Source organism: Streptomyces sp. NPDC031265, assembly GCF_055570295.1.
The window spans coordinates 7490-25208 of record NZ_JBVIHM010000038.1 but is presented as its reverse complement, the minus strand read 5'-3'; the positions used below and the strand labels follow the sequence as shown (position 1 = coordinate 25208).

At 71.6% G+C, this 17719-nt stretch carries 17 protein-coding genes; 11 read left to right on the top strand and 6 right to left on the bottom strand.

Going from position 1 to position 17719, the window contains the following annotated elements; translation table 11 throughout:
- Window positions 1-130 precede the first annotated feature (130 nt).
- From fabG to ACZ499_RS35940, 3 genes are all read left to right on the top strand, one after another.
- Entirely contained in the window at window positions 131-847 is a 717-nt protein-coding gene (gene fabG, locus ACZ499_RS35950; protein WP_385540871.1) for a 3-oxoacyl-[acyl-carrier-protein] reductase, read from the top strand.
- 4 nt (window positions 848-851) lie between these two features.
- Entirely contained in the window at window positions 852-1619 is a 768-nt protein-coding gene (fabI, locus tag ACZ499_RS35945) for an enoyl-ACP reductase FabI (RefSeq protein WP_371651849.1), read from the top strand.
- A gap of 193 nt (window positions 1620-1812) precedes the next feature.
- Entirely contained in the window at window positions 1813-2223 is a 411-nt protein-coding gene (locus ACZ499_RS35940; RefSeq protein ID WP_468680935.1) for a hypothetical protein, read from the top strand.
- 67 nt (window positions 2224-2290) lie between these two features.
- Here ACZ499_RS35940 and ACZ499_RS35935 read toward each other — a convergent pair whose 3' ends face one another.
- Window positions 2291-2965: a FadR/GntR family transcriptional regulator gene (locus tag ACZ499_RS35935; protein WP_468680871.1), complete on the bottom strand. Its 675-nt coding sequence runs from the start codon at window positions 2963-2965 to the stop codon at window positions 2291-2293.
- A 92-nt stretch (window positions 2966-3057) separates the two neighbouring features.
- On the opposite strand from ACZ499_RS35935, the gene ACZ499_RS35930 reads away from it, so the two are divergent.
- From ACZ499_RS35930 to ACZ499_RS35915, 4 genes are all read left to right on the top strand, one after another.
- Complete coding sequence (locus tag ACZ499_RS35930) at window positions 3058-4356, top strand: CynX/NimT family MFS transporter (RefSeq protein WP_468680869.1); 1299 nt, start codon at window positions 3058-3060, stop codon at window positions 4354-4356.
- A 4-nt stretch (window positions 4357-4360) separates the two neighbouring features.
- Window positions 4361-4477: an SGM_5486 family transporter-associated protein gene (locus tag ACZ499_RS35925; RefSeq protein ID WP_257582640.1), complete on the top strand. Its 117-nt coding sequence runs from the start codon at window positions 4361-4363 to the stop codon at window positions 4475-4477.
- Window positions 4478-4644: 167 nt separating this feature from the next.
- Window positions 4645-4851, top strand: a complete 207-nt coding sequence (locus ACZ499_RS35920; RefSeq protein WP_468404903.1) for a hypothetical protein — start codon at window positions 4645-4647, stop codon at window positions 4849-4851.
- A gap of 77 nt (window positions 4852-4928) precedes the next feature.
- A complete protein-coding gene (locus tag ACZ499_RS35915) occupies window positions 4929-5447 on the top strand; it encodes a SixA phosphatase family protein (protein ID WP_468680866.1) in 519 nt (172 codons plus the stop codon).
- 210 nt (window positions 5448-5657) lie between these two features.
- Here the strand turns inward: ACZ499_RS35915 and serB are convergent, their stop codons facing one another.
- The gene (serB, locus tag ACZ499_RS35910) at window positions 5658-6914 is read right to left on the bottom strand and encodes a phosphoserine phosphatase SerB (RefSeq protein ID WP_468680864.1); all 1257 of its coding nucleotides are present in this window, start codon (window positions 6912-6914) and stop codon (window positions 5658-5660) included.
- 683 nt (window positions 6915-7597) lie between these two features.
- Window positions 7598-9175 carry a streptophobe family protein gene (locus ACZ499_RS35905; RefSeq protein WP_468680863.1) on the bottom strand — a complete coding sequence of 526 codons (1578 nt, stop codon included), beginning with the start codon at window positions 9173-9175 and terminating at the stop codon, window positions 7598-7600.
- A gap of 268 nt (window positions 9176-9443) precedes the next feature.
- Here ACZ499_RS35905 and ACZ499_RS35900 point away from each other — a divergent pair, with 268 nt between their 5' ends.
- Window positions 9444-12023 (top strand): ABC transporter ATP-binding protein/permease, encoded by a 2580-nt coding sequence (locus ACZ499_RS35900; RefSeq protein WP_468680861.1) that lies wholly within the window; start codon window positions 9444-9446, stop codon window positions 12021-12023.
- Between the two features lie 74 nt (window positions 12024-12097).
- Here ACZ499_RS35900 and ACZ499_RS35895 read toward each other — a convergent pair whose 3' ends face one another.
- The 3 genes from ACZ499_RS35895 to ACZ499_RS35885 all read right to left on the bottom strand — a co-directional run bounded on the left by ACZ499_RS35895 (window position 12098) and on the right by ACZ499_RS35885 (window position 14937).
- Window positions 12098-12805, bottom strand: coding sequence for a transglycosylase SLT domain-containing protein (locus ACZ499_RS35895; protein WP_468680859.1), 708 nt, complete (start codon window positions 12803-12805; stop codon window positions 12098-12100).
- Between the two features lie 274 nt (window positions 12806-13079).
- Window positions 13080-14210, bottom strand: a complete 1131-nt coding sequence (locus tag ACZ499_RS35890; RefSeq protein WP_468680857.1) for an S-adenosylmethionine:tRNA ribosyltransferase-isomerase — start codon at window positions 14208-14210, stop codon at window positions 13080-13082.
- Window positions 14211-14238: 28 nt separating this feature from the next.
- Window positions 14239-14937, bottom strand: coding sequence for an SDR family NAD(P)-dependent oxidoreductase (locus ACZ499_RS35885; protein WP_468680856.1), 699 nt, complete (start codon window positions 14935-14937; stop codon window positions 14239-14241).
- 229 nt (window positions 14938-15166) lie between these two features.
- Here ACZ499_RS35885 and ACZ499_RS35880 point away from each other — a divergent pair, with 229 nt between their 5' ends.
- The 3 genes from ACZ499_RS35880 (at window position 15167) to ACZ499_RS35870 (ending at window position 17358) form a co-directional block, all read left to right on the top strand.
- The gene (locus ACZ499_RS35880; RefSeq protein WP_468680854.1) at window positions 15167-16312 is read left to right on the top strand and encodes a GAF domain-containing sensor histidine kinase; all 1146 of its coding nucleotides are present in this window, start codon (window positions 15167-15169) and stop codon (window positions 16310-16312) included.
- Complete coding sequence (locus ACZ499_RS35875; protein WP_468680852.1) at window positions 16305-16946, top strand: response regulator; 642 nt, start codon at window positions 16305-16307, stop codon at window positions 16944-16946. Before ACZ499_RS35880 ends, ACZ499_RS35875 begins: the two co-directional genes overlap by 8 nt.
- A 169-nt stretch (window positions 16947-17115) precedes the next feature.
- Window positions 17116-17358, top strand: a complete 243-nt coding sequence (locus tag ACZ499_RS35870) for a chaplin (RefSeq protein WP_468680851.1) — start codon at window positions 17116-17118, stop codon at window positions 17356-17358.
- Window positions 17359-17719 lie beyond the last annotated feature (361 nt).

The following is a 17719-nucleotide window of genomic DNA, read 5'->3' as shown; positions in this document are numbered from 1 at the left end:
GCCTGCCTATCCCTTTCTGTAGGGACCCCACAGCGCTTTCCGTACGCCACTGTCACAGGTCGATTCCCCGTACAACGGCCGGTACCGATAGTTTGCGGAAGTACGAAACCGCTATCGAAAGGGTGATCCGTTGAGCCGCTCGGTTCTCGTCACCGGAGGAAACCGGGGCATCGGCCTCGCCATCGCCCGCGCTTTCGCCTCCATGGGCGACAAGGTCGCGATCACCTACCGCTCCGGAGAGCCGGACGCCCTCCAGGAGGAGGGGTTCCTCGCCGTCAAGTGCGACATCACCGACACCGAGCAGGTGGATCAGGCCTTCAAGCAGATCGAGGAGGCCCACGGGCCCGTCGAGGTGCTCGTCGCCAACGCCGGAGTCACCAAGGACCAGCTGCTGATGCGGATGTCCGAGGAGGACTTCACCTCGGTTCTGGACACCAACCTCACCGGCACCTTCCGGGTCGTGAAGCGCGCCAACCGCGCCATGCTGCGCGCCAAGAAGGGCCGTGTCGTCCTGATCTCGTCCGTCGTCGGTCTGATGGGCTCGCCCGGCCAGGCCAACTACGCGGCCTCCAAGGCCGGTCTCGTCGGGTTCGCCCGTTCCCTCGCGCGCGAGCTGGGCTCCCGCAACATCACTTTCAACGTCGTCGCACCCGGTTTTGTCGACACCGACATGACCAAGGTGCTCACCGACGAGCAGCGCACCTCGATCCTTTCCGGGGTACCGCTGGGCCGCTACGCGCAGCCCGAGGAGATCGCTGCCGCGGTCCGCTTCCTCGCCTCGGACGACGCCTCGTACATCACTGGTGCCGTCATCCCGGTTGACGGCGGATTGGGCATGGGTCACTGATCACATGAGCGGAATTCTCGACGGCAAGCGCGTTCTGATCACGGGTGTGCTGATGGAGTCCTCCATCGCCTTCCACACCGCGAAGCTGGCTCAGGAGCAGGGCGCCGAGGTCATCCTGACCGCCTTCCCGCGGCCCACGCTCACCGAGCGCATCGCCCGCAAGCTCCCCAAGCCCGCCAAGGTCATCGAGCTCGACGTGACCAACCAGGAGCATCTGGACCGGCTGGCGGACCTCGTCAAGGAGGAGCTCGGCGGTCTGGACGGCGTCGTCCACTCCATCGGCTTCGCCCCGCAGGACGCCCTCGGCGGCAACTTCCTCAACACCCCGTTCGACTCGGTGTCGACGGCCATGCACGTCTCGGCGTTCTCGCTGAAGTCGCTGACCATGGCCTGCCGCCCGCTGATGAGCTCCGGCAGCGCGGTCGTCGGCCTGACCTTCGACGCGCAGTTCGCCTGGCCGCAGTACGACTGGATGGGTCCGGCGAAGGCCGCCCTGGAGGCGACCTCCCGCTACCTCGCCCGCGACCTGGGCAAGGAGAACATCCGCTGCAACCTGGTCTCGGCGGGCCCGATCGGCTCGATGGCCGCCAAGTCCATCCCGGGCTTCTCGGAGCTGGCGGACGTGTGGAACACCCGCTCCCCGCTGGAGTGGAACATGGCCGACCCGGAGCCGGCCGGCCGCGGCGTCGTGGCCCTGCTCTCGGACTGGTTCCCGAAGACGACGGGCGAGATCGTCCACGTCGACGGCGGCGTGCACATGATGGGCGCGTAGGACGCCTGACGGCGTCATGACCGGTGCGAGACCCCGCTGCGGCGGGCGCCCTTACCCGATACGCACGACGGCCGCCTTTCCCCGCTCCGGCGGGGGGAGGCGGCCGTCGTGCGTATCGAGTCAACTCCCCGCAGACTGAGCGAAGCGGACAAGTCGGGCAGTCGGCCGGGGAGGAGGTGGGGCGGTGCGGCCCTTGCGAACGGCCCAGCGCCGAGCCGTCGCCCTGGTGGCGCTCCTGCTCACGGCCCTCGCCGCACTCGCGGCCCCCTCGGTCGTACGGGCCGCCACCTCGGACGACCCCGCCCCGGCCGCGGCGCCCGAGCCCTTCGGGGCCGACTGCCGCACCTCGGTGCGGGGCTCGCACGTCATCGCGTACTGCCACAACCCGTACCCCGACATCGACCGGGTGCGGCTGCACACCGAGTGCGCCCGCTGGTGGGACATCGACGCCGACGCGGCCCCGGTGGAGGTAGCGCCCGCCCAGACCGTGCGGCTCACCGACCGTTGCTGGAAGGAGGTGCGGGCGGTGTGGGTCACCCATGAGAAGCCGGGGGCGCTGCCGACGCCGGAGCGCCGGCGTGGTGCGGTGCCGAGCACCCCCTAGGGGCGCGGGGAACTGCGCGACCAGCCACAGACAACCCGCAGCCGAAAGCCCCCGCGCGGCGAAGCACTCAGATGCGATCGCTCAGGCAGACGAACGCATGGCCCGCGGCCTCCGCGGCAGCGGATTCCGCGTCGCCCGCCCGGATCGCCTCGACCAGCCGGGCGTGGTCCATGTGGTTCTCCGGCCGCAGCTCGCGGCCCACGTCGTCGCGGAGCCAGTCGCGCAGGAGGTCGCCGAGGTCGGCGTAGAGCTCGGTCAGGACGTCGTTGTGCGAGGCCGCGACGATCGCCAGGTGCAGCGTGGCGTCGGCGGCCACGAACGCCTCCGAGTCGCCCGACGCCCAAGCCTCCTCGCGCCGTGCGAGCAGCGCGTCCAGCTGCGCCAGATCGCGTGCCGTACGCCGTTCGGCCGCAAGGCGGGCCGCCGACGACTCCAGGGTGGAGCGCAGTTCGGCCACATGGCGGGGATCTGCGTCGGCGAAACGCCGGTGCATCACGCCCGCCAGCTCGCTCGTCGCCACCACGTACGTGCCCGAGCCCTGGCGGATGTCGAGCAGCCCGTTGTGCGCGAGCGCCCGGACCGCCTCGCGGACCGTGTTGCGCGCCACCCCCAGCTGTTCGACCAGCTCGGGTTCGGTGGGGATGCGCGATCCCACCGGCCACTCGCCCGAGGTGATCTGGTTGCGCAGCTGCGCGATCACCTGGTCGGCGAGGGCGGACCGCCGGGGAGAGCTCAGCGTCATGCCGCTCCTTGTAGTGAGAGTCGCCCAGATTGTAGTGAGGGCAGGCCCAAGTGATTGGACAACCAATCATCCCATGATTCTATGATGGGCCCATGGCCGACGAGACCCGCACCCTGAGCCCCGCGCCGGGCACCACGCCCCACACCTCCCAGGAAGCCCTCACGGGCGGGCGCACGGGCGGACCGGCGCCGTGGACCATCCGCCTCGTGCTCGTCGGCCTCGTCCTCGCCGCGGTCAATCTGCGCCCGGCCATCACCAGCCTCGGCGCGCTCTTCGAAGAAGTGCGCGACGGGCTGCACATGAGCGGAAGCGTCGCCGGTGTCCTCACCTCCGTACCGCCGTTCTGCTTCGCCGTGTTCGGCATCTTCGCCCCCCGCCTCGCCCGCCGCTTCGGCCCCGCCGTGGTCGTCTGCGCGGGCATGGTCGCGATCGCCGCGGGCCTGCTGCTGCGGCCGTTCGCCGGCGGCACCCCGGGCTTCCTCGCGGCCAGCGCGCTCGCCCTGATGGGCATAGCCGTCAGCAACGTGCTGATGCCGGTGATCGTCAAGCGGTACTTCCCGGACCGCGTCGGCTCGATGACCGGCCTGTACTCGATGGCCCTCGCGCTCGGCACCGCCCTGGCCGCCGCCGCCACCGTCCCGGTCACCGATGTGCTCGGCGGCAGCTGGCGCGCCGGGCTGAGCGTGTGGGCGCTCCTCGCCGTCGTCGCCGTGCTGCCGTGGCTGCTGCTCGTCCGCGACCGCTCGGACCGGCCGGCCGGACAGCCCTCGGCCGCCCGCGGGGATGCCGAGGCTCCCGCCTTCAAGATCACCCGCAGCCGTACGGCCTGGGCGCTCGCCTGCTTCTTCGGCCTCCAGGCCACCGCCGCCTACATCACGATGGGCTGGATGCCGCAGATCTTCCGGGACGCCGGGGTGTCGGCCGGGACCGCGGGCGTGCTGCTCGCGGTGACCATGGTGATGGGCGTGCCGCTGGCGTTCGTCATCCCGCGCGTCGCCACCCGGATGCGCAACCAGGGCCCGATCGTCGCCGCCCTGGGCGCCTGCGGCCTCGCCGGTTACGCGGGCCTCTACCTCGCCCCCGCCGCCGGCGCCTGGGCCTGGGCGGTCCTCCTCGGCATCTCCAACTGCGCCTTCCCGCTCGCCCTCACCATGATCGGGATGCGCACCCGGACCGGCACAGGAGTGGTGCGGCTCTCCGCCTTCGCCCAGTCCACCGGGTACCTCATCTCCATCCCCGGCCCCACTCTGGTCGGTGCCCTCTACGACAGCAGCGGCGGCTGGGGCCTGCCGATCGCGCTGATGGCGGGCCTGATGGTGCCGCAGATCGTCGTCGGGTCGCTGGCGGGCAGGGACCGGACGGTGGAGGACGAAGCGGGGATGCGAGACTGAAGGCATGCCTGTGCTCGACCCGAACCCCCAGAACGGTCAGAAGAAACTCCTCATCGTGCTCGGCGCGATGCTGGCGATAACGGTGGTCATCGCCGTGATCGCGACGATCGCCTCCCCCTGACCTGCACCGACGCGCCGATGGTGGTGCTGGCCCCCCTAACCCCTAGGGGGAAAAGCCCCGGGGTAAGTGGGTGGGTCACCCGATGGGCCCCGGGCGCCCCCTTCCGTAGGTTCGAAGTACGTCAGCGAGACCAGGTACTTCACCTTTACGGTTTTACGGAGGCGGCCATGTCGGCCCGTACGCACACCCAGTCCACCCAGCCGGCCACCGTCCGCGCTGACTTCCGGCTGCCCTGGTGGGCCGTCGCGCTCCCCACCGTCGCCTTCGTCGTGCTGCTGGTGCTCATCACGGGCTCGCACGACGCCGAGGCCGCTGGAACAGACCCCGCTATCAGCCACCTCATGGACCGTATTCAGCACACGCTGTCCCGGTGAACACCCTTGTCAACCCTGCCGCGAGAGCGCACCGGGACCCTGCGCCCGATGGCGTGATCCGTGCGAAGCTGTTTGGCATGAGCGTCGACACTCCCCGCAGGATCGCCCTCCTCCGGCATGCGAAAGCCGACTGGCCCGAGGTGTCCGACCACGACCGGCCGCTCGCCGACCGCGGCCGCACGGACTCCCCGGTGGCCGGGCGCAGGCTCGCCGAGACCGGAATCGCCTTCGACCTGACTCTCTGCTCGACCGCGGCCCGTACCCGCGAGACCTGGAAGCTGGCCGTGCAGGAACTGCCGCACCGCCCCAGGACCGTGTACGAGGAGCGGCTGTACGAGGCCTCGCTCGGCGAGCTGATCGCCCTCCTGAACGAGACGCCGGACGACGTCGACAACGTCCTCCTGGTCGGCCACAACCCCGGGATGCACGCGCTCGCCGACGCGCTGGCGGGCCAGGCGGAGGGGGACGTGCTGCCGAGGATGAACCGCAGCGGCTTCCCGACCGCCGCGTTCGCGGTGGTGGCGTTCGACGGCTCGTGGAAGACGGTGGAGCCCGGCGTCGGCAGGCTGACGGACTTCTGGGCACCGCACATGTGAACCATATGGTCGTACGACCCGTACCACCCGTACCACCCGTACCACCCGTACGACTCATACGTGAAGAAGAGGCCCCGGAGCGGAGAACGCTACCGGGGCCTTCCTGTGCTGTACGCGGCTGGCCGTACGCGACCAGGGCCTGTCCGGCGGATCTTGTCTGGGACGCGAGGCGGAGGCATCTCGCGGGCGACCAGATCCGCCGGACAGGCCCTAGTGCGGCTCGTCCACGAGCCCGTCGGCGGCCTCGACCTCTTCGCGGGTGATGCCGAGGAGGTAGAGGACGGTGTCCAGGAACGGCACGTTCACGGCGGTGTCGGCGGCCCGGCGGACCACCGGCTTGGCGTTGAACGCGACGCCCAGACCGGCCGCGTTGAGCATGTCGAGGTCATTGGCCCCGTCGCCGATCGCCACGGTCTGGTCGAGCGGGACGCCCGCCTCGGCCGCGAACTCGCGCAGGAGCCGCGCCTTCCCGGCCCGGTCGACCACGGCCCCGGTGACGCGCCCGGTGAGCTTGCCGTCGACGATCTCCAGGGTGTTGGCGGAGGCGAAGTCGAGCCCGAGCCGCTCCCGCAGGTCGTCGGTGACCTGGGTGAACCCGCCGGACACCACGCCGACTTGGTAGCCGAGCCGCTTGAGCGTACGGATGAGGGTGCGCGCGCCGGGGGTGAGCCGCACCTCGGCGCGGACCTTGTCCACGACGGACGCGTCGAGCCCCGCGAGCAGCGCCACGCGCGCGTGCAGTGACTGCTCGAAGTCGAGCTCGCCCCGCATCGCCTGGGCGGTGACCTCGGCGACCTTGTCCTCGCACCCGGCGTGCGCGGCGAAGAGCTCGATGACCTCGTCCTGGATGAGTGTGGAGTCCACGTCCATGACGACCAGCCGCTGGGCGCGGCGGTGCAGCCCCGCCGAGACGACGGCGACGTCCACGCCGAGGGCTGCGGCCTCGGTGGCCAGCGCCGTGCGCAGCGGCTCGGTCTCGGTGCCGGAGACGGCGAACTCGACGGCCGTCACGGGGTACTTGGCGAGCCGGAAGATACGGTCGATGTTGCCCCCGGTCGCGGTGATCCGGGCCGCTATGGCCGCCGTGGACTCGGCGGTGAGCGGGTGCCCGAGCACGGTGACGTGCGAACGCCCGCTGCCGCGCGGCCGGTTGTCGCCGGTACCGGAGATGATCTCGGCTTGGAGCCTGAGCGACTCCGCCCAGCTGTGCACGGTGGCCCGCAGCTCGCCCTCCGTGCTCACGGTCGGCTCGGTGACGAGCGCGCACAGGACGATACGGCCACGGGTGACGACCTGCTCGATGTCGACGACGTCGACGGAGTAGGCGGCCAGGGTGTCGAAGAGCCCGGCGGTGATCCCGGGCCGGTCCTTCCCGAAGATCTTGACGAGCAGGGTCGGCATGTCCGCGCCCGGGAGGGGGGCGTCACCGCTGTGACCAGCGGGGCGAGGGGGCTGAGAAGCGCTCATGGTGCTCCCACCGTATAGGCCCGCCGCCGGGCCCCGACCCCCTGTCCCGCCCACCGGACAGCTGTGTCACGGCCCCGGCCCAAATTGACAGCGGAGCGAAACCTGGTGGTCACTCAGGGGTGGGGTGGGGGTTGGATTGGTTGCGGGTTCGTCTGCGGGTGGGAAGGAGCTGGCCGCGCGGAGCCCTTCGGGGGGGTGCGGGCTTCGTTTGCGGGCCGGTGGGGGCTGGTCGCGCAGTTCCCCGCGGAGCCCTTCGGGAGGTGTGGGCTTTGTCTGTGGGCCGGTGGGGGCTGGTCGCACGGTTTCCCGCGCCCCTTGGGTAACTCCGGCCGCCCGGCCGCCCGGGCGTGCGAGGAGCGGGACCCGCACATTCAGCCGCCCCCGGCGTTTGAGGTGCGGGCCCCTTCAGGTGCGCGGGGAACTGCGCGACCAGCCACAGACGGCCCGCAGACGAACGGGGGGCCGGGGCGCAGCCCCGAAGGCGGGTGCGGGGGCGCCGCCCCGGTAACCCACCCAACCCCGTGCCGGGGGTCCGGGACGCAGCCCCGAAGCGGGGTGCAGGGGCCGGGGGCCCCGCGAGGGGGCCGGGGGCGCAGCCCCCAGGGAAACCCACCCACCCCAGCCCTCCCCCCACCCCCGGAGGGCTCGGGGAAGGGGCGGGGAGGGGCAGCCCACCAGGCAACTCACCCCACCCCATCCCCCGGCCCCCGCAAATACGGATTCGTCTCCTCGTGCGACGGCCGGTACACGGGGGAGGGGCTGTAGGGGCCCGCCCGCCCGTACACCTCATCCGCAGAAGGCCCCGGCCCCGAAACGGGCGCGGGCCCGGCCAGCACGCCCACCCGCCGCCCCGCAGCCCCCACCCCGTACGCCAGAAGCCCCCCCACGCCCCCCGCGACCGCCCCCCACCCCGCCCCCAGAACCACCGCGAGCCCCGCGTTGCCGTGCAGCTCCACCCCCGCCCCGAACGCGTTGAACCCCAGCACGGACAGCGACGCGTCCGCCGACACCCCCGTCAGCCACACCATCAGCGGCAGCGCGACCGCCGTCACGGCCCCGAGCGCCACCGCGCACCGCACCGCGAACGCGCCCGCCGACAGCCCCCGCACCGGCGTGCGCGCCGCCGCGAGCACCCCCGCGTACAGCATCAACACGCCCGTGGCGACCGCCAACAGCCATACGCGCCCGTCGAGTTCGGCCAGCCGCCCCAGGCTCACGCGCTGGTCGTCCTTGAAGCCGAGCAGCTTGTCCAGCGGGTCCGGCAGCACCTTCACCAGCGCCCCCGTGGCATGACCGTTCCACGGGACGAACAGGCCGAGTGGAAGCGCCAGCCACACCCCGTTCGGCGCACCGAGCAGCGCGGCGCCCGCGATGCGCCCCGGATGGCCGTCGCCCACCATCGCGTACGCGGCCGCCGCGAGCCCCGCCACGACCGCCACCAGGGCCACCGCGACCAGCGCCGACGCGGCCGGCCGCACCACCCGGTGCACCCACTCCCAGCCGCGCGGCAGCGGGGAGTGCCGCGAGGCGAGCAGCGCGATCAGCAGCACCCCGAGCACCCAGAGCACCGCCCCCGCCAGCGAGTCCGCCGTGTTCACGGTGAAGCCGACCTGCGCCTTGGCGTCGACGAGCTTGCCGAGCCGGTCCGGCAGCAGCCCGCCGATGTCCCCGAGATCGCCCAGGTCGCCGAGCCCGGGGATGGACACCCCGCCGCCGCCCGGCGACTTCCCCGTGTCGAGGCCGAGCGAGCCCCCGTCGATGGTGACCAGGTCGTGGCCGGCCCAGGCGAGCCCCGCCACCACCCCGACGAACAGCACCACGACGCCGCCCGCCCGCGCGGCGAGCTCCGCCCCGGGCAGGACCGCGCCCGCTGCCCGCAGTGAGCGCAGGAAGAAGAAGGCGAGCAGCACGGCCCCGGCGAGCGACACCCCCAGTGGCGTGATTTCGACGGCCGTCTTCGCCTGCGCGCCGGTGAGGCCGAACGCCGAGACATCGCCTGACGGGGTGACGGATCCGCCCGCCCCGAGCACCACGACGGCGGCCGTCATCGGGCCCAGCGCCCCGGCCGCGTCGGCGCCGAGCAGATGCAGCCCCAGGGCCGCCACGCCCGCCATCCCGACCAGCGCCCAGCTGACCGAGGCGATCGAAGCCAGCAGTACATCGGTCCAGGCAATGCCGCCGGGCGCCCCTCGGGCCTCGGTCGCACCCGGGGTCCCGAGCCCCCCGGAGACCCTCTTCCCGCCCCTGTCGCCCATGCTCATCAGGCCCCCCGGGATTGGTCCAAGTTGTCCCATTCACGCATGATCCATAGGCAGTCATGGGTGCTTACTACTTTCCGGGCGCGTTTCTCCTGAGTCAACGGCGCGCGCGTACACACCTGTTGCTCGACTGCAACAGGTCTGTGCACGTTATTCACAAGGGCCGGGTTTCGGATACGAGCCCGGGCCTGAAATAGTTCCCCACGATGTTCGCCATCCCTAGACTCCCTGTATCGGGGGATTGCTCGGGGGACAAAAAGTGGGGCATGGAGTGCCGGAACTCGTACTGGAATTGAATGGCAGGACCTGGACGCTCGACGCGTCCCGGTCGTACACCCTCGGACGTGATCCGCAGGGCGACATGGTGATCGACGACGCCAGGGTCTCGTGGCGGCACGCCACGATCAGCTGGGGCGGGCGTAGTTGGGTCATCGAGGACCACGGCAGCACCAACGGCACCTATGTGCAGGGTCAGCGGATCCACCAGATGGAAATCGGCCCCGGTTCCGCGGTGCACCTGGGCAACGCGACGGACGGCCCGCGGCTGAATCTCACCGGGTCCGCCGCGGCGGCCCCGGCCGGAGCGGCCGCGTACAGCGCGCCCGCCGCCCAACAGGCACCGCAGCAGGCCCCGCCGCAGCAGCAGCCCCAAGCGGGCGGCTGGGCGCCGCAGCAGCCCCAGCAGCAGGCGCCGCAGCAGCAGGTCCCGCAGCAGGCGTGGCAGCAGGCCCCGCAGCAGCAGGCCCCGCAGGCCCAGGTCCCGCAGCAGCAGGCCCCGCAGGCCCAGGTCCCGCAGCAGCAGGGCCCCGGCCAGGGAGCGGGCGCGTCGGCGGCCTACGGCGACCGCAGCCCCACCACGTTCCACCAGGTGGCGCTGGGCCGGGTGATGCGCATCGGCCGTGCGCTGGAGAACGAGCTGGTCGTCTCCGACCTCCAGGTCTCGCGCCACCACGCCGAGTTCCACTCGACGCCCGACGGCCGCACGGAGATCCGCGACCTCGGCTCGCACAACGGCACGTACGTCAACGGCATGCCGATCGCCAAGGGCGGCTCCGCGCTGCTCGGCCCGAACGACATCGTCGGCGTCGGTCACTCCACCTTCCGCGTCATCGGCGACCGCCTTGAGGAGTTCGTCGACACCGGTGACGTCTCCTTCTCGGCCCGCCACCTCACGGTGACGGTCGACGGCGGCAAGGACATCCTCAAGGACGTCTCCTTCGGCGTCCCGGAGAAGTCCCTCATCGCGGTCATCGGCCCCTCGGGTTCCGGCAAGTCCACCCTGCTCAAGGCGCTCACCGGCTACCGGCCCGCCAACCGGGGCGACGTCCTCTACGACAACCGGAACCTGTACAAGCAGTTCGCCGAGCTGCGCCAGCGCATCGGTCTGGTCCCGCAGGACGACATCCTGCACAAGGAGCTGACCGTCAAGAAGGCGCTGAAGTACGCGGCCAAGCTGCGCTTCCCCGCCGACACCACCGAGTCCGAGCGCGAGCAGCGCATAGACGAGGTGCTGCGCGAGCTCAAGCTGGACATCCACAAGGAGAAGAAGGTCACCTCCCTCTCCGGTGGCCAGCGCAAGCGCGTCTCCGTCGCCCTGGAGCTGCTGACCAAGCCGTCCCTGATCTTCCTGGACGAGCCGACCTCCGGCCTCGACCCGGGCATGGACCGCGATGTCATGCAGCTGCTGCGCGGGCTCGCCGACGACGGCCGCACCGTCCTCGTCGTCACCCACTCGGTGGCCGAGCTGGCGATCTGCGACAAGCTCCTGGTGATGGCGCCGGGCGGCTCGGTGGCGTACTTCGGTCCGCCCGAGGAGGCGCTGAACTTCTTCGGATACGGCACCTGGGCCGACGTCTTCTCCGCCTTCGAGAACTACCGCGACTACGACTGGGCGGGCCGCTGGAAGGGCTCGCAGCACTACCAGATGTACGCCGCGGACATCGACGCCGTGGCCGCCCAGTCGGTCCAGATGCCGGCGCCCAACCAGATGCGCCCGCCCAAGCCGCAGAGCTGGGGCGCCCAGCTGTGGACGCTGATCCGGCGGTACTCGTCGGTCATCGCCTCCGACAAGGGCTTCCTGGGCCTGATGGTGATCCTGCCCGCCGTCCTCGGCGCGGTCAGCGTGGTCATCCCGGCGAAGTTCGGCCTCGCCCCGCCGACCGGGTCCAGCAAGTTCAACGGCGACGCGGGCACGATCATGCTGATCCTCGCGGTCGGCATGTGCTTCTCGGGCGCGGCCAACTCCGTACGAGAGCTGATCAAGGAACGGGTCATCTACGAACGGGAACGGGCCACCGGCCTCTCCCGCTCGGCGTACCTGATGTCCAAGGTCATCGTGCTCGGCGTGATCACCGCCATCCAGGGCGTCATCATCTGCGGCATCGGCTTCTCCACCCGGGACCTCCCCAAGGAGGGCCTGATCATGCCGCCGGCCATCGAGATCTGCCTGGTGGTCATCGCCCTCGGCTTCACCTCGATGATGTTCGGCCTGGTCATCTCCTCGCTGGTGAAGACCGCCGAGAAGACCATGCCGCTGCTGGTCATGTTCGCGATCGTGCAGGTCGTCTTCACCGGCATCCTCTTCAAGGTCTTCGGCTCGATCGGCCTGGAGCAGTTCGCCTGGCTGATGCCCTCCCGCTGGGCCATCGCGGGCGCCGGTACGACCCTGGACCTCGCGCACCTGATGCCGCCGTGGGACCAGAACAACCCCACCGACCTGGACCCGCTGTGGAAGCACTCGGTGGCCCAGTGGGGCATCAACATCACCGTGCTGATCGCCCTCGGTGTCATCTGCGGCTTCGCGGTCGCGCGCCTGCTGCGCCGCCACGAGCCGGAGGTCATGCGCAAGTAGCGCGGGCCCCGCACGTACGCCGAAGGGCGGCGCCCCGCACGGGGTGCCGCCCTTTCGTGTGCCGTCGGCGTCTGTCAGTAGGCGCTGTTGACGTTGTCGATCGAGCCGTACTTGTCGGCCGCGTAGTTCGCCGCGGCGGTGATGTTGGCGACCGGGTCGTAGATGTTGGTCGACGTGCCGGACACGTGGAACGCGTTGAACGTCGGCTGGATGACCTGAAGAAGGCCCTTCGACGGGACGCCGTTGATGGCGTTGATGTCCCAGCCGTTGATCGCGTTCGGATTGCCGGTCGACTCGCGCATGATGTTGCGGTACAGACCGTTGTACGAACCCGGGATGCCCTTGGACTTCATGATGTCCAGGGACTGCTTGATCCAGCCGTCCAGGTTGTTGGTGTACACCGGCTTGCGGGCGGCGGCGCGGCTCGCGGCGGCGTCGGCCGCGCGCTTCTTCGCCAAGGCCGCGGCCTTGGCCTTCGCCGCGGCCTTGGCCTTCGCCTCCGCCTCGGCCTTGGCCTTCGCGTCGGCCGCGGCCTTCGCCTTGGCCTGCTTGACGGCGGTGACGTGCTGCTTGGCGACGCTCGCCTCGACGGCCTTCGCGTTGGTGCCGGCGGCGGTCACGGAGAAGGCGACGGGCTCGGCGGCCACGGCGGTACCCGACTCGCCGCTGCCCGGCAGGACCGAGAAGGCGAGGGCGGCGGCGCCGAGAGCGGCGACACCGGCAATCGAGATCTTGTGCGTCTTGTTCAGACGACTGGGACCAGGGTTGCTGGACTCGGGCATGGTTGTGGGACCTCTTCCGAATGACGGGGACGGCACACGAAAGCGCCGCGGCGGGGAGCCGCAGCGCTGTGCGACGGGAGCCATTCTTAGCGGCCGCAAAATCCTGTGGCAAAGGTGTGACGTACGAACCTGGATAGTGGATCAGGGGCCGGAAAAAAGCGCCTCCCGCCCCCGCTCACCCCGCTCACAGGGCCTTTATGGATCCACTACGCCGCTTCGTAAGTGATGTGCGTCCTATGCGCGGGCTCACATCGGCCACACAACAGTCTCACCATCAGTTGCAGGAGCAATTCGGTGTGTGACGACCCTCGTCCGGAAGGATGAGGTGGACGTCGCCGAACTCGTGCCAGAGGTAGAGCCCGCTCAGCGCCTGGGTGTACGCGGCGCCTGTCGCCGCCCGCCCCGCGAGCGCCTCCAGCATCAATAGGTGCGAGGCCTCCGGTTCGTGCAGCCCGGTCAGCAGCCCGTCCACCACGCGTACCCCGCGCCCGGGCGTCACCACCAGATCCGTCCACCCCGACGCGGGCCGCACCACCCCGTCCACCCCGGCGGCCGACTCAAGGGCCCGCACCGCGGTCGTCCCCACCGCCACGATCCGCCCACCCGTCGCCCGCCACCGCCCTTTCAAGGAAGCGCTTCGCGTGCCACGCTTCCTCCCCGCCCGGGCCTCGTTCACCAGCCGTGCAGTGGACACCGGCACCTCGAACCGCTCCGGATACGGCGGCTCGTGCGCCTCCGCCGAGGCCACCCCCGTATGCAGGGTGATCGGCGCGAACCGCACCCCGCGCCGCACCAGCTCCGCGACCAGCTCCACCGTGAAGGGCCGCGCCGCGCTCGGCATCTCCGCCGAGCCCACCCCGTCCGGCGAGGGCAGCGCGAAGACGGTCTGGTACGCGGAGAGCGGCTGGTCGCCCGAGGTGTACGCGTACCGGATCGGCCGCCCGTACCGCGCAAGCAGCCGCGGCACGTCCGGGGTGTCCGTACGGGCCCACCACAGCCGGTCCCCGGCCGCGCTGAGCGGCTCCTCCAGGGCCAGGCACCGCCCGCCCGGCAGCGCCACCGTCGTCCACGCGCGCGTACCGGTCCGCCGGCGGGTGCTGCCCGACGGCTCCGGGGTGCGCAGCTCGACCGACCAGCGCCCGTCCGGGCCCAGCGTCGAGAAGTGCACGACCACCCGCTCGCCGGCCACCGTGCCGTCCACGGCCGACGGCATGGTCGCCGACGTGTTGACGACCAGGACGTCCCCGGCCCGCAGCTGCCCGGCCAGCTCCCGGAACGCGTGATGGGAGACCTCGGTGCCGTGCGACACCAGCAGCCGCACGTCGTCCCGCCCCGAGCCGCGCACCTCGGCGGGCACCGAGGCCATCAGCTCCTCGGGCACCCGGATGGCGTTGTCCGCCGTCATCGCGGCCCCGTTCCGCCAGGGCTCCGCCTCACCTGGCAACCTCCACCAGCGCGGGAGCCGCGTACCGCCCGCTCGCGGGGCGGCGCTCGATCAGGCTCAGGAATCCGGGCACCACCGTCTCCGGCTCCGGCCGCTCCTCCTCGTCGCCCGGCACGGCCGCCCGGTACAGATCAGTCCGCATATCGCCCGGGTCCACCGCCCACACCCGCAGCCCCGGCTCCTCCACCGCGAGCACGGCCGCCAGCTGGTCGAGCGCCGCCTTGGACGCCCCGTACCCTCCCCAGGACGCATAGGCCTCGGCCGCCGCGTCCGAACTCACCGCCAGCACCGCCCCCGCCCCCGAGCCCCGCAGCAGACCGAGCGACTCCTGTACGAGCCCGAGCGCCGCCACCACATTGGTCTCCAGGGCCACCCGGAACCCGTCCAGGCTCTGCCGCTCCAGCGCCACCAGCGGCTCGGCGCCGAGCGCGCTCGCGTTGTGCACCAGCAGATCGAGCCCGCCCAGCTCCCCGGCCGCCGCCACCAGCGCCCGGCGGTGCACGGCGTCCGTCACGTCCCCGGCGAGCGCCACGACCTTCGTCCCGTGTCCGTCGAGCGCGTCGGCGGTCTCCTTCAGTACGGACGCCGTTCTGGCATCCAGGACGAGGTCCCAGCCGCGTGCGGCCAGTGCCCTCGCGAGCGCCCGCCCGAGTCCCTTCGAAGCCCCCGTGATGATCGCTACCGGCATGATGTTCCGTCCCCTCGCAGTCCGCTGCGTCACTGTCCCGCGTCGGCGGTGCGCGTCGGCCGCGCGAGCCGAGGTCCGCCGACAGCCCCAGCGTCACTCCCCGCCCGCCCCCGCCGCCTCAGCCGCCCGCCCCAGCCGCCCAAGGCACTTCGACCTAGTCCCCGGGACCCAGCCGACCGCCGTCCACAGGCGGATACGGGCCGTCACAACCCACGGGTACGGTGATCCCATGAGCCACCGACCGAGCTCCGGCCTCGCCGCCGTGAGCACCGCACTGCTCGCGATGAGCAGGCATCTGGAGGTGCGCGACGTCCTCAAGACGATCGTCGCGTCGGCCCGCGACCTGCTCGACGCGGAGTACGCGGCACTCGGCGTCCCCGACGACCACGGCGGCTTCGCGCAGTTCGTCGTCGACGGCGTCAGCGACGAGCAGTGGAAGGCGATCGGCCCGCTGCCGCGCCAGCACGGCATCCTCGCGGCGATGCTCAACGAACAGAAGCCGGAGCGGATCGCCGACGTCCGCAAGGATCCCCGCTTCGGCGGCTGGCCCGCCGCGCACCCCGACATGTCCGACTTCCTGGGCGTGCCGATCCGCGACGGCGAAGAGACGCTGGGCACGCTCTTCCTCGCCAACAAGCGCTGCCCCAAGCCGGAGGGCGGCTGCGGCTTCACCGAGGACGACGCCGAACTGCTCGGCATCCTCGCCCAGCACGCGGCGATCGCCCTGACCAACGCCCGGCTCTACGAGCGCAGCCGCGAGCTCACCATCACCGAGGAGCGCACCCGCCTCGCCCACGAGCTGCACGACGCGGTCAGCCAGAAGCTCTTCTCGCTCCGGCTCACCGCCCAGGCCGCCACCGCCCTCGTGGACCGTGACCCCGCGCGCGCCAAGGACGAGCTCCAGCAGGTCGCCGCGCTCGCCGCCGAGGCCGCCGACGAACTGCGCGCGGCCGTGGTCGAACTGCGCCCGGCCGCCCTGGAAGAAGACGGCCTGGTCAACACCCTGCGCACCCAGATCCAGGTCCTCGACCGCGCCCACAGCGCCGAGGTCACCTTCGAGAACTGTGGAGTACGGGCACTGCCGCCCGCGCAGGAGGAGGCGCTGCTGCGCGTCGCCCAGGAGGCCCTGCACAACGCCCTGCGCCACTCGGACGCCGAGCACGTCTCGGTCGTCCTCATACGACGCGGCCAGGGCGCCGCCCTGCGGATCGTCGACGACGGCCGCGGATTCGAACCCCGTGCGGTCCGCCGCGCCGGCCGTCACCTCGGCCTGGTGTCGATGCGGCACCGGGCGAGCGGCGTCGGGGGCCGGCTCATCGTGAAATCGGCGCCCGGAGAGGGCGCCACGATCGAGATGGAGGTGCCAGGTGGCTGACAGCATCAAAGTCCTCCTGGTCGACGACCACCAGGTGGTCCGCCGCGGCCTGCGGACGTTCCTGGAGGTCCAGGACGACATAGAGGTCGTCGGTGAGGCCGCCGACGGGGCCGAGGGGGTCGCCCGCGCCGAGGAGCTGAAGCCGGACGTCGTCCTGATGGACGTGAAGATGCCCGGCATGGACGGCATCGAGGCGCTGCGCAAGCTGCGCGCGCTGGCCAACCCGGCGAAGGTGCTGATCGTCACCAGCTTCACCGAGCAGCGCACGGTGGTGCCCGCGCTGCGGGCGGGCGCGGCGGGCTACGTGTACAAGGACGTCGACCCGGAGGCACTGGCCGGCGCGATCCGCTCGGTGCACGCGGGACACGTGCTGCTCCAGCCCGAGGTCGCGGGCGCGCTGCTCTCCCAGGACGACGCGGGCGGCGGCCAGGGCCGGGGCACCTCGCTCACCGAGCGCGAGCGCGAGGTCCTGGGCCTGATCGCGGACGGCCGCTCGAACCGGGAGATCGCCCGAGCACTCGTCCTCTCCGAGAAGACGGTGAAGACACACGTCTCCAACATCCTGATGAAGCTGGACCTGGCGGACCGCACCCAGGCCGCCCTGTGGGCGGTCCGCCACGGCCTGACGGACTGACGGGGCGCCGGATAAAGGTGAAGGTCCGTAAATACGGATCGTCACGCTCCAGTGAGAGATTCATACCATCGGGTATATGTCACCCATCCGGCGTATCCCCGGCGACCGGTGGGCGTTCTCCAGGACGTGCTGCGGCGGACCGTCGCAGCGAGACCAGGAGGAACCTGAAGTGAAGAACCTGAAGAAGGCCGCCGCCGTCGCCATGGTCGCCGGAGGAATCGTCGCAGCCGGTGCCGGTGCCGCCGCCGCGCACGGAGCGAACGCGGACGGCAAGGCCGAGCGCTCCCCGGGCGTGGTCTCCGGCAACCTGATCCAGGCGCCGGTCCAGGTCCCGGTCAACGCCACGGGCAACTCGGTGAACGTGATCGGCGTACTCAACCCGGCCTTCGGTAACGAGTCCTCCAACTCCTGACCGCGAAGCGCTCGTGTGCCCCCACCCCGCCAGGGGCTGCGCCCCGGCCCCCGTGTTTGTCTGCGGGCCCGGTGGGGGCTGGTCGCGCCCACGCGGCGGGGCCGCGCAATGTCACAGCCCCGCGCCCCTAAAGGGGCACCCCACTCCTCGAACGCCGGAGGGGCTGGAGGTGCCGGTCTTCAGGGACGCGGGGAACTGCGCGACCAGCCACAGACGCCCTGCAGACGAACGGGGGTCCGGGGCGGAGCCCCGAAGCGGGGTGGGGGGGGGGGGGGGGCCCCCAACAGGGGTGAAGGGGGGGGCGGGGCAGCGGAGGAGGGACGAGGCCCCCACCCCCCCCCACGGAGGCAGGAGGGGAGGC